General features: G+C 35.9%; 7 protein-coding genes and 2 pseudogenes. 2 read left to right on the plus strand and 7 right to left on the minus strand.

Going from position 1 to position 13134, the window contains the following annotated elements; translation table 11 throughout:
* Positions 1-10: 10 nt before the first annotated feature.
* Positions 11-2641 carry a DNA mismatch repair protein MutS gene (gene mutS, locus RRF69_RS05445; RefSeq protein ID WP_316941017.1) on the minus strand — a complete coding sequence of 877 codons (2631 nt, stop codon included), beginning with the start codon at positions 2639-2641 and terminating at the stop codon, positions 11-13.
* A 64-nt stretch (positions 2642-2705) separates the two neighbouring features.
* Between mutS and RRF69_RS05450 the strand changes: the two genes are divergently transcribed.
* Positions 2706-3242 (plus strand): RNA methyltransferase, encoded by a 537-nt coding sequence (locus RRF69_RS05450; RefSeq protein ID WP_316941018.1) that lies wholly within the window; start codon positions 2706-2708, stop codon positions 3240-3242.
* Here the strand turns inward: RRF69_RS05450 and mgtE are convergent.
* From mgtE to RRF69_RS05480, 6 genes and pseudogenes are all read right to left on the minus strand, one after another.
* Positions 3231-4580, minus strand: coding sequence for a magnesium transporter (gene mgtE / locus RRF69_RS05455; RefSeq protein WP_316941019.1), 1350 nt, complete (start codon positions 4578-4580; stop codon positions 3231-3233). The two genes, RRF69_RS05450 and mgtE, sit on opposite strands and share 12 nt — an antisense overlap.
* Positions 4570-5372, minus strand: a pseudogene (gene rsmA / locus RRF69_RS05460) (16S rRNA (adenine(1518)-N(6)/adenine(1519)-N(6))-dimethyltransferase RsmA). The gene mgtE and the pseudogene rsmA overlap by 11 nt, the downstream one beginning before the upstream one ends.
* Positions 5373-5375: 3 nt before the next feature.
* Positions 5376-5702, minus strand: a complete 327-nt coding sequence (locus tag RRF69_RS05465) for a DUF4286 family protein (RefSeq protein WP_316941020.1) — start codon at positions 5700-5702, stop codon at positions 5376-5378.
* A gap of 26 nt (positions 5703-5728) precedes the next feature.
* Positions 5729-7501: a tetratricopeptide repeat protein gene (locus RRF69_RS05470; protein WP_316941021.1), complete on the minus strand. Its 1773-nt coding sequence runs from the start codon at positions 7499-7501 to the stop codon at positions 5729-5731.
* Between the two features lie 276 nt (positions 7502-7777).
* The gene (gene serS / locus RRF69_RS05475) at positions 7778-9049 is read right to left on the minus strand and encodes a serine--tRNA ligase (protein WP_316941023.1); all 1272 of its coding nucleotides are present in this window, start codon (positions 9047-9049) and stop codon (positions 7778-7780) included.
* 111 nt (positions 9050-9160) lie between these two features.
* Entirely contained in the window at positions 9161-10093 is a 933-nt protein-coding gene (locus RRF69_RS05480) for a bifunctional riboflavin kinase/FAD synthetase (protein WP_316941025.1), read from the minus strand.
* A gap of 179 nt (positions 10094-10272) precedes the next feature.
* On the opposite strand from RRF69_RS05480, the pseudogene RRF69_RS05485 reads away from it, so the two are divergent.
* Positions 10273-13125 (plus strand): annotated as a pseudogene (locus tag RRF69_RS05485) (TonB-dependent receptor).
* Positions 13126-13134 lie beyond the last annotated feature (9 nt).

Below are 13134 nucleotides of genomic sequence, written 5' to 3' on the forward strand. Positions count from 1 at the left end.
ACAAAGATAATTACTTTTTTGTCAACATTCTTTTTATTTCATTCAATTTCATCAAGGCTTCTATAGGGGTCAGCGCATCAATATTGGTTGCTAAAATTTCTTCTTTAATATTTTCTAGCAAAGGGTCGTCCAGTTGGAAGAAGCTCAACTGCATTTCTTCGTGCTGTGCCTGTTTGAGAACGTCTTTTACTTCCACATTTTTATTGTTTTTTTCCAGTTGAGCCAATATTTTATTTGCTCTATGAATCACCACATTTGGCATTCCAGCTAATTTTGCAACATGAATACCAAAACTGTGATTGCTACCCCCAGAGACTAATTTTCGCAAAAACACAATAGTGTCTTTGAGTTCTCTTACAGAGACATTAAAGTTTTTAATTCGCTCAAAAGTACTGGTCATTTCGTTCAGTTCGTGATAATGGGTTGCAAACAGTGTTTTTGGTTTTGAAGGGTGTTCATGCAAGAATTCTGAAATTGCCCAGGCAATTGAGATTCCGTCATAGGTAGAGGTTCCTCGACCAATTTCATCCAATAAGACCAAACTACGGTCAGAAATATTATTTAGAATAGAGGCGGTTTCGTTCATCTCTACCATAAAGGTTGATTCGCCCATAGAAATATTGTCACTCGCCCCTACTCTTGTAAAGATCTTGTCGACAACACCAATTTTAGCATTTTGAGCAGGGACATAACTTCCCATTTGCGCTAGCAATACAATCAGTGCTGTCTGACGTAAAATCGCAGATTTACCTGACATGTTGGGCCCAGTAATCATAATAATTTGTTGTTGATTCCGGTTCAACACCACATCGTTTGCAATATAATTTTGATCAACGGGTAATTGTTTTTCAATAACTGGGTGTCTTCCGTTTTTGATTTCCAAATCGGTCGATTCATCCATTTGAGGACGTACATAATTATGGTCAATGGCTAAAACCGAAAAAGACAACAAACAGTCAATTTTTGCAATAATTTGCGCATTTTCTTGCACTTTTTGAACAAATTGCATGATATATTGCAATAATTTAGAAAAAACCTCTTGCTCTATTTTTTGAATTTTTTCTTCAGCACCTAAGATTTTGGTTTCGTATTCTTTCAGTTCTTCTGTAATGTAGCGTTCTGCATTTACCAACGTTTGTTTTCGAATCCATTCTTCTGGAACCTTGTCTTTATGTGTATTTCTAACTTCGATATAATAGCCAAACACATTGTTAAACGCAATTTTCAAACTTGAAATTCCGGTGCGTTCTGTTTCACGCGCCAACATTTGATCAAGATACTGCTTTCCAGAACTTGAAATGGCACGCAAATCGTCCAATTCTTGATGAACTCCCGTTGCAATCGCATTCCCTTTATTAATGTTTACGGGGGCATCGTCAAACAACGTTTTGGAAATCTTTTCAATCAAATCATCACAAGGATGTAATTGGTTTCCGAGTTCTTTTACGGTTGTATTGTTACTTTTTTCTGCGTTGTTTTTTATGGGTAAAAGGGCCTTCAATGAATTTTTCATCAAGACGATTTCTCTTGGAGAAGCCTTGGCGGTAGCCACTTTAGAAATCAACCGTTCTAAATCGGAGATTTGTTTTAGTTGATAGGTGACCGTTTGTGAAAAAGATTCAGAATCGATAAAAAATTTCACCAATTCATGGCGGTTTCTGATTTCGTCAATATTCTTCAATGGAAGTGCTAGCCAACGTTTTAACAATCGTCCTCCCATAGGAGAAATGGTTTTGTCAATAACATCTAGAAGCGTGACTGCATTTACAGAATTTGGGTTGTACAATTCCAAATTTCGAACCGTAAATCGATCCATCCATACATAATGATTTTCTGCAATTCTACGAATTGTTTGGATGTGTTTTAATTGTTTGTGTTGTGTTTCGGATAAATAGTAAAGAACGGCGCCAGCAGCAATAATTCCGTGTTTTTGCTCTTGAACACCAAAGCCTTTTAGACTTTTCACTTCAAAGTGATTTTGTAAAGTTTCGGTTGCATACGCTACTTGAAAAACCCAATCGTCTAAATAAAAGGTATAATATCGGTTTTCGAACAATTCTAAAAATTGCTGTTTGTGTTGTTTTTGAACCAACACTTCACTGGGACTAAAATTTTGTAATAATTTATCGATGTATTCTGCATTTCCTTGTGCCACCAAAAATTCACCTGTAGAAACATCCAAAAAGGAGATTCCAAGTTGAATTAAGCCTCCATTTCGGGAGGGTTTTTCAAAATGAACTGCAGCCAAAAAGTTGTTGGTTTTGGTTTGTAAAACCTCGTCGTTTAAAGAAACTCCAGGGGTAACTAATTCTGTAACCCCCCTTTTTACGATGGTTTTGGTCATTTTAGGGTCTTCCAACTGATCGCAGATTGCCACCCGCATCCCTGCTTTAACCAATTTTGGCAAATAGGTATTTAAGGAATGGTGAGGAAACCCTGCCAAGGCCGTTTCGGTTTCACTCCCAGCACCCCTTTTTGTAAGGATAATCCCTAACACATGAGCCGCTTTTTTGGCATCTTCACCAAAGGTTTCATAAAAATCGCCTACGCGAAACAACAACATGGCATCAGGATATTTCACCTTAATGGCATTGTACTGTTTCATTAATGGAGTTACCTTTTTAGGGATGGATTTTGCCAAGTTTTTGGAAATTTTCAGTTAGTTTTGTCACGATATCTATTTGAGTTTAAAGATATAATTTTTTATGAGAAAACTAAAGAATAACGAGTTAAATAGAATTAGTGTTGCTTCGTTTAAGGCTACTCCTAAAACACCAATAATTGTTGTTTTGGACAATATTAGAAGTCTGAACAATATTGGCTCTGTATTTAGAACTTCGGACGCTTTTCTGATAGAAAAAATATATTTATGTGGCATTACAGCAATTCCACCCAACAAAGACATTCATCGAACTGCTTTGGGTGCAACAGAATCTGTAGATTGGGAATATGTTGAAGATACCTTAGAGTTGGTTCACAAACTGAAAAACGAGGGTGTTAAAGTCCTTGCTATTGAACAAGCTGAAAACAGCACAAAACTGAATACTTTTACCCCAGAAAAAAATGAAAAATATGCAATTGTGATGGGAAATGAAGTCAAAGGAGTGCAACAAGAAGTAGTGAATGCTTCCGATTTGTGCATCGAAATTCCACAGCTAGGCACCAAACATTCTTTAAACATTTCTGTAACTACGGGTGTAGTTTTATGGGACTTGTTTGTGAAAATTTCTTTAGATTCCTAGAATCATTTTGGCAATCATAAAATAAATTAGGATTCCAAAAATATCGTTGGAAGTTGTAATAAAAGGACCTGTCGCAATTGCAGGGTCTATTCCTCTTTTGTTTAGGAATAAAGGAACAAAAGTTCCGATCAAACCCGCAACAATAATTACCACAATTAAAGATACAGAAATTGCTATGGCCAAGTTGATCGTTCCTTGATATAGCCAGACGAATAGAAACAGAAAAACGGCTAAAAGAAAGCCATTTAAAGCAGCTAAGAGCATTTCTTTAATCAATCGGCTATTGATACTTCCTTTGATGTCATCGTTTGCCAAACCTTGTACAATAATTGCAGAAGATTGTACACCAACATTTCCTGCCATAGCAGCAATCAAAGGGGTAAAAAAGAAAAGCGCAGAATAAGATTCAAACACCTGCTGAAACCCTTCCATAATAATAAAAGCTCCAACTCCCCCTAAAAGACCTAAAAACAGCCACGGAAGCCTTGCTTTGGTAAGGTCTAAAATACTGTCATCTGCTTCTACATCTTGGGTAATTCCCGCAGCCATTTGGTAATCTTTGTCTGCTTCATCTTTGATCACATCAACAATATCATCAATCGTAATTCTACCCAATAAAATTTGATGATCATCTACGACAGGGATGGCCTCTAAGTCATACTTCCGCATGATGTTTGCAATGTCTTCTGCATCATCAAGAACGTTTACAAAATCAACTTTTGGGATATAAATTTCTGAAATATGTGTGCGTGTTGACGCAACCAATAAATCTTTTAATGACAAACGTCCTTTCAATTTCCCCGAATCATCGACTACATAGATCGAGTGAACGCGTCGAACCTCTTCTGCTTGAATGCGCATTTCTTTGACGCACTTCAAAACAGTCCAATTTTCGTTGACCCTTACCAGCTCTTTTGCCATTAATCCCCCTGCTGAATTTTCATCATAGGAGAGTAATTCTTCAATTTCTTTTACATGTTCTTGGTCTTCAATTTTCGACATTACTGCTTCTTGCCGATCTTCTGGCAATTCTGCAATCATGTCTGCGGCATCATCAGAGTCTAACTCGTCAATTTCTTCTGCAATTTCTTTGGCAGTAAGATTTTGAAGGATTTTTTCTCGGGTATCTTCATCGGTTTCCATTAAAACCGCAGAAGTGGTTTCACTGTCTAAAAGTTTAATGATATATACCGCTTCTTCAAACGGAATTTCATCGATAACTTCGGCAATATCTGCATGGTGAACCTCTATAAAAAGAGACTTAATAGCTGCATCGTCTTTGGTGTCGATGTATCGGCTTAGGTTTTCAAAAAGCTCATTTGTGATATCAAATGCCATTGAGGATAAGTTTTTTTGTCAATTCAATAAAGTCGTTTACTGACAATTGTTCTGGACGCTTCGCAAATATAGGGTCTTCTTTTAAAGAATCCGAAAGATTAAAGGTTTTTAAACTGCTTCTCAACATTTTTCTTCGTTGATTAAAGGCTGTTTTTACCACTCTAAAAAATAATTTTTCATCTACAGGAAGCGAATACTCTTTCTTTCGAATCAAACGAATTACTCCAGAATCCACTTTAGGTGGCGGGTCAAAAACGACAGGTGGTACCGTAAATAGATATTCTACATCAAAAAAGGCTTGTGTTAAAACAGAGAGAATTCCGTAAACTTTACTTCCTTTTTTTCTGCAATTCTTTTGGCAACTTCTTTTTGAAACATTCCAGCAAATTCGGGAACAAATGCTCTAAATTCAATCGCTTTAAAAACAATTTGAGTTGAAATATTGTAAGGAAAATTTCCAATAATTGCGACTTGTTTTTTCTTAAAAATAGTCTTTAAATCGTATTTTAAAAAGTCGCCTTCAACGATTTCAAATTTCTCTTTCGAGGTATTGAGTTGAATGTGCTCGCTTGGAAAGGAATCTTTTAAATAGGCAACCGACTCACGATCCAATTCTATGACTGTGATTTTCGATTTTTTTTGCAATAAGTATTTGGTTAAAACACCCATTCCAGGACCAATTTCTAAAATCTCATCATAGCCTTTTTCGGTCAAAGCATTTGCAATGTCTTTTGCAATACCTTCATCCTTTAAAAAATGTTGTCCTAAATGTTTTTTTGCTTTAACCTCCATGTTTTAATGACTTGTTGTTGGGAAAAATTCGTTGATGATTTTTAATTCGGTCCGAAAAGACAACATGCGTTCTCCAAATTTTTCGACTCCAGATTTTTGGATTTTTGCAGCATCAAATTGGTAATACGCTTCCAAATCCTTTTTTGTTTTTGCGGTAAATTGCACCGAATATGTTTTTCCACCCATTTCTTCGTCAACCAACACTTCTGTAAATTTCGCAGATACAAAACGACCTGTATTTAAAACCAAAGCAATTTGTGATTCGATCCAAGCCCTCCATTCGTCATGAACACTTTCTTCGATATTAATGGTTACGTTGTAGATATACATTCTTGTTGATTTTTTTTAGAGTTCGTTTATTCGGGGGTATCGCCTCGTAATTTGCGAAACTTTTTCCGAGCAGCTACCAAATAAATACTCGAAGGGATGTCAAAAATAATCTTTTGATAATATTCTGATGCCTTTTCTGGATTATTAAGTTGATAATTATACAATTCTGCCAATTCGTAATTCGCATTATCGATTAAAATTCCGTCAGGATTTAGTGCGATTACCTTTTCAAAATTGGCAATTGCATTTGTTAAATCGTTCTTTTTAATCATCAGTTGTGCTTGCTTAAAGAGGGCTTCATCTTCAATAGGATGTCCTTTGAAATCATGAATAATTTCGTTTAAAGTCTCTATTGCCTCTGTGTCTTTATTTTGAAATGAAAGCAAATCTGCTTTGGCATATTGGAGCAATCCAGAAGGAATAGAATCAACCGGCTCATTGTCAGAAATTATTAAAAAAAGGGCTAGGGCATCGTTTGCGATGAGCTGTGTTGTAGCGCCTTTTAAGACTTTTAATTGTGCTTTTGCCCAAGTAAAATCTCCTTTAAAATAACTGGTTTGTGCTACTTTAAATCTTGCTTCTTGTGCCAAGGGATGGTTTTTTAATTGTGCCTGAATTTGAGAAAAATAGAGCAATGCTTTGTTTGGTCTTCCAGTAAAGACCAAGACTTCTCCCAGTTTTATTTTGATGCGTGCTTTGTCAAATTTAGAAACTGAAAAACGAAGGGCATTTTCTAAAACTTCAATTGCTTTAGTAGGGTCGTTTTTGTGAAAACTTAAAAAATCGGCATACGAAACTTGAACCTTAATGGTAGAATGATTTTCTCCAAATTGCTTAAAAATTGACAAAAACTGGTTTTCTGCTTTTGGATTTTTGGTTTCAACCGCAATTTTTGCCAGAAACAACAGTGCTTCAATTTTCTCTTCAGAAATGTTGGTGTTTTGATTCACAAAATCAAAACTTTCTTGAGCTGTTTTAAAATCGTTGTTTTCGAAAGCAATTTTTCCCAATCCAAAAATTTTAGAAAGATTTTCAGGAGTTCGTTGATACAAGGCCTTTTCTTGAATGAGGGCTTTGTCGTAGTCTTTTTGCAGAGCAAACAACCAACTCAACAAAATATTCCAAACATCTTTCGGGTTGCTAGCAGCCTTGCGTAAAAGGGTTTTTTTAAATAAAACATTACCCTCATTTTCTCCATCATTGGTGAGGTAGCGACTTAGATAGCGTTGCACCGTCTGGAGGTAATTTGGGTTGATATCAATCAGTGAAATATAAGATGGAAACATTTTTTCATAGTTTCCTTGTTCTCCATAAATCTGTGCAATTTGAAAGCTATAATTTGCATTTGGGTTGTGTTCTACTGTTTTTTCATAAGCAAGAACGGCTTCATCTAAGAGCGTGTAGTTTTTAAAAACAGACGCAATTAAACCTCCGTAATTGGGGTTTTTTTCAATGGATAAGAGTGCTTTTTCGTAATAGCTTGCCGCTTCTTCTTTTTGTTCTTGTCGCTCGTAATTGTGTCCCAAAAGCACATACAAATATCCTTGTGAAGGATTTTGTTTGATTCGTGCCTTAAGCAGGGTTTCTGCTGTTGAAAATTGATTGGTTTCTTGATAGCAAGCAATCAATTTTTCCAGATAGGTGGTATTATAAGGACTTCGATCGTATAGTTTTTTGAAGAGGATAGTTGCTTTTTCATATGCTCCATCTGCAAAGTAATTATTGGCAATCTCGTAGTTGTTTTGAGCATAGCTAAAACTACTGATTAGCAAAATAAAAAGGAGAATACGTTTTTTCATTTGGACTCAAATATAATCAACAAAAAGAAATTTTATGTAAGCTCTTGGCAATTTCATTTTTTAGGGATCATTTTGATCTGGCATGAAGCTTGTCTTTAGGACTAGAGAATCCATACAGAATCGTCATGAAAGAGCAAACCAAACAAACAGTACCAAATCAACAAAAAAAATGCCAAAGGGTATTTGCAACGGACAATTGAGTGCTTATCTTAAAGCATTGTCAAATTGAATTCCTATAATAGGGTGATGAAGGCGATGGTTTCTAACCGGTACACGTTAGATGCGATCAAACCCACAATAAGGAATCAATGCCTCTGGAATTTGAATTCCATCTTCTGTTTGATAGTTTTCTAAGATTGCGGCTAAAACACGAGGTAAAGCCAAGGAACTTCCGTTTAAGGTATGTGCCAATTCACTTTTACCGTCACTATTTTTGAAGCGCAATTTCAATCTGTTAGCTTGAAAGGTTTCACAGTTAGAAGCTGAACTGATTTCTAACCATCTATTTTGTGCTGTAGAAAAAACTTCAAAATCGAAGGTCAAAGCTGCGGTAAAACCAGTGTCTCCACCACACAAACGTAGAATTCGATAGGGTAATTTTAAATCTCGTAAAATTCCTTTAATATGTTCCACCATTCCATCTAAAGCTTGGTATGAGTTATTGGGATGCTCAACACGTACAATTTCTACTTTGTCAAATTGATGCAGTCGATTTAACCCACGAACATGTGCACCATAACTTCCTGCTTCCCGTCTAAAACAAGGCGTATATCCTGTATAGGTAATTGGAAAATCCGATTCTTGCACCAAGTTTCCTCTAAAAATGTTAGTAATAGGCACTTCACCTGTTGGAATTAAATAGAGATCATCTTCTCCAATATAATACATTTGTCCTTCTTTGTCGGGCAATTGCCCTGTGCCAATTCCAGAAGCTTCATTTACCAAATGGGGAACTTGAATTTCTGTGTAGCCTGCTTGGGTGTTTTTATCTAAAAAATAGTTGATCAATGCGCGCTGAAGCCTTGCTCCTTTTCCTTTGTAAATTGGAAATCCAGCCCCTGTAATTTTAGTTCCTAATTCAAAATCGATGATATCGTGTTTTTTTGCCAATTCCCAATGAGGAAGGGCGTTTTCGGGTAAAACAGGGATGGTTCCTTCTTGAAAAATTTCCTCATTATCTTCTTCAGAGGTTCCTGGTTTTACAGATGTATGTGGAATATTTGGAATCTGGTATAGTACGTTTTGGAGTTCCTCTGAAAAAATAGTCAACCGCTCGTTCAATTCTTTTGAGAGTTCTTTTAATTGTCCTGTTTTTTCTTTTAATAGAGTTGCTTTTTGAACTTCTCCTGTCTTAAAAAATGTTCCGATCTCTTTAGAAAGCTTATTAGATTCTGCCAGTGTATCGTCAAGAAGAACTTGTGTTTTTCTTCGATTTTCATCTGCAGTTAAAACTTGCTCAACAATGGTTTCGGCATTTGCAAAATTTCTTTTTACCAATCCGTCTAAAACAACCTGCTTGTTTTCTCTAATAAAGTGTACTTGTAACATTTTTTCTAAGAATTATGTATTGCAAAGATATCATTTGTGAAATAGTTTTCACATGAATTTATAAATAAAAGTAAGATTTATGGGAAGAAGGCATTGGATGAAAATAAAATACTATAAGAGTCCCTTTAGATGAGTCCGAGCTATTTTTTCGTCTTCTTGAAGTTGAGAAATTAACAGCTCTAGTGTGTCAAATTTTTTCTCATCTCGGAGAAAATAAATCAATTCAATAGTAAGATATTGATGGTATAGGTCACTATTGAAATCAAAAAAATGAACTTCGATCGTTTGGTGTTTTCCAGAAACTGTTGGGCGATTTCCAATATTCATCATTCCGTAGATGGCCTCTTCGTTGATGGTCGATTTTACTACATACACTCCCGTTTTTGGAATCAATTTATACGTTTCAATGACTTCAATATTTGCAGTTGGAAAGCCAATTTTTCCACCTAATTTTTTACCGTTGACAACTTTTCCCGACAACATGAAATGGTAGCCCAAATATTTGTTGGCGGTTTTTAAATTTCCAGAAGCTAAGGCTTTTCGGATTTTGGTAGAGCTGACAGAGACATTGTCAATGTCTTGTGCAGGAATTTCTTGTACAGAAAAATTGAATTGTTGGCTGTACTCGGTCAATTGTTCGATATTCCCTTCACGGTTTTTTCCAAAATGATGGTCATACCCGATGATTAATTTTGAAATATTCAATTGCTTTACCAAGAGATCGCGAACGAAATCGAAAGCAGTTAGTTTTGAGAAGGCAATGTTAAAAGGATGAATGATGAGGTAGTCCAACCCTGTTTTTTTTAAAAGCGTCGCTCGTTCTTCAATGGTATTGATCAACGCAATGTTGGTGTCTTTTTGTAGCACCATTCTAGGGTGTGGAAAAAAGGTTAGTAATACTGATTTTTTTCCTGCTCTTTTTGCATCTTCAACCAGTTTGCTGATAATTTCTTTGTGACCAAAATGGACTCCATCAAAAGTTCCAATAGTTACAAAGGTTTTTTCGTTGGTTTCAAAGGTGGAAATGTCGTGAAAGGTTTTCAAAAAGTGGATAATTTATAAGTACAAATGTACACTTTGTTCAATTTAAATAAAGGCTTTTTTTGAATTATAGTATCGATAATTAAAAATGGATCAGTTATTAATTAGCTAAAAAAACTGTTAAAATAATTAACAAATCAAAAAAAAGTGTATTTTCGTAGAGTTAACTAATAATTCAAATTATGATAAAAAAGATTTTACTACTAGCTTTTGTGGTTTTTGGAAGTGCAGCTATGTTTGCCCAAACAACGATTACAGGGACAGTAAATGACGCAAACACAGGAGAAACTCTGCCTATGGTGCAAACATTAAAGTGGCTAGAAAAGCTGTGGGAACAAGCACAGATTTTGATGGAAGTTTTGTATTACAAGTTACAGATACCCCACCATTTACAATTGAAATTTCAATGATAGGCTATCAGCCTGCAAATGTTGAAATCACGACCAACAACCAAGAAGTCGTTGTGAACCTTACTGAAAATGCAACTTCTTTAGATGAAATTGTTGTTTCGGCATCTAGAACTCCAGAACGTATTATGGAGTCTCCAGTTACAATAGAAAGAATGGACTCAAGAGCCATTAAAAACACTTCTGCTCCTTCATTCTATGACGGGTTAGAAAATTTAAAAGGGGTAGATATAAACACAAGTAGTTTGACTTTTAAGTCTGTAAACACTCGTGGTTTTGCAACTTTTGCCAATACGCGTTTTATGCAATTGGTAGACGGAATGGATAATTCTTCTCCAGCCTTGAACTTTGCCCTAGGAAATTTATTAGGAATGTCTGAATTGGACGTTGAAACGGTTGAATTACTTAGGAGCTTCTTCTGCGCTATATGGTGCTAACGCTTTTAACGGAATTATGTTTATGACCAGTAAAAGTCCTTTTGATCATCAAGGAATTAGCCTTTCGTACAAAGACGGGTTGACTAGTCAGGATGCTGCAGGAGACAATAAATTTTATGATGTCAATATTAGAATGGCACATGCTTTTTCAAATAAATTTGCTGCCAAAGCCACGTTATCATATTTAGATGGAACTGAATGGTTTGCAACAGACTATAGAAACACATTTGAGGGCGCTTACACTTCAGGAGATAGAAACTCTGATAGAAATTATGATGGGCTAAATGTTTATGGAGATGAGGTTTCTACAAATATAAAAGGAGTTGCAGAAACGTTAGAATCTATGGGGATTTTTCCAAGTGGAGCTGCTGCTTTAATTCCAAGTGAAACAATCAGTAGAACAGGATACGATGAAAAGGACTTGATGTCTTATGACGCAAGAAGTTTGAAGTTTGGCGCTTCGTTAAATTATCGTCCTTTAGGAGATGACCGTTTGGAAATTATCTGGAATTCTAAATACGGAAATGGAAACACGATTTATCAAGGAACTAATAGGTACAACATCAAGAACTTCTTTATGGAGCAACACAAACTTGAGGTTAGAGGGAAAAGTTTTTTTGTAAGAGGATATATGACAAACGAAGATGCGGGAGATTCTTATGACACTCGTTTTGCAGCCATTAACATTAACAGAGCGTGGAAAGATGACAACACTTGGTTTGGTGAATATACAGGAGCATACCTTCAAGGAACTTTAGGAGGAATGAACTCTGACCAAGCTCACGCATTGGCTAGACAAACTGCTGAAGCAGGGCGATTATTACCAGGGTCTGCAGGTTTTCAAGAAGCTTTTAATAGAATTACATCAGACCCTGATTTAGTAACAGGATCTAAATTTCAAGACAATACCAAATTATATCATGCAGATGCAAATTACAATTTGAATGAAGTCATTAATTGGGCAGAGTTTCAAGTTGGAGGTTCGTATAGATTGTACTCTTTAAACTCTAACGGTAGTATTTTTACCGACTATGATGGTGCGATTAATTATAATGAATATGGGATTTATACTCAAATGCAAAAAAACTTTTTAGAGGAAGATCGTTTAAAATTAACCGCTTCTGTTCGCTATGACAAGGCGCAAAATTTTGAAGGTAATTATTCACCAAGAGTTTCTTTTGCCTATGCAGGAGGAGAGAACAAAAATCAAAACTTTAGAGCCTCCTTTCAAACAGGATTTAGAAATCCAACTACGCAAGATCAGTATATTGGTTTAAATGCAGGGAGAGCTTATTTAATCGGTTCGGCACCAGATAATTTAGATCGTTTTTCTACGCCAGCATTAGATGTAAGTGGATTGGGTCAAAATTTTACAGGAACTGGAACAATTTCAATTTCTGGAAGGTCTGCCTATGAGAATGCATTTTCGGCAACGTCTGTGAGTGCTTTTGCAGCAGGAAAGGTTGCAACACCTTCGAAAGCTAATATTGCTTTGGTAAAGCCAGAAAAAGTTACCGCATATGAAGTTGGATACAGAGGTTTGATTGATATTGAATCTTCTCGTTTTACGGTTGATTTAAGTGTATACTATAATGCATACGAAGATTTTATTGCAGGGAAAAACGTAGTTGTTCCATTTTACGGTGACACTGCTTTAACTCAAACAGCACCTGTAGGTCCTGGAGGAGCTCAAGTACCTTTATCAATCGTTGCTTTAAGCGCTGGAGATTATGTAGCTTTTGCAACGTATACCAATACCTCTGCAGAAATAAGTTCTTATGGGGCGACTATCGGAATAAACACAAAGCTATTTGAAGAATATAACTTAGGAGTAAATTACACGTATGCAAAGTTTGATTTTGATCAAGCTTCTGATCCTGACTTTGAGGCAGGATTCAATACACCTGAACACAAAGTAAAAGTGCAATTTGGAAATCCAAATGTATTTAAAAACTTTGGGTTTAATATCAATGCTAGATGGCAAGACGAATATCGCTGGGAATCTACCTTTTTAGATGCAGATATCGCTTCTAGAACTGTTCTAGATGCTCAAGTAAATTACAGTGTTCCAGCTTGGAAGTCTGTGTTTAAGGTGGGAGGCGCAAACTTAACAGGAAAAGAGTACTTAAGCGCACCAGGAGTTGGTGCAATTGGTTCTCAATACTATGTTTCTTGGACAATTAATAACTAATTAAAATGA

It is taken from the genome of Polaribacter sp. HL-MS24 (assembly GCF_032758595.1).
In the GTDB taxonomy this organism is placed as follows: Bacteria; Bacteroidota; Bacteroidia; order Flavobacteriales; family Flavobacteriaceae; genus Polaribacter.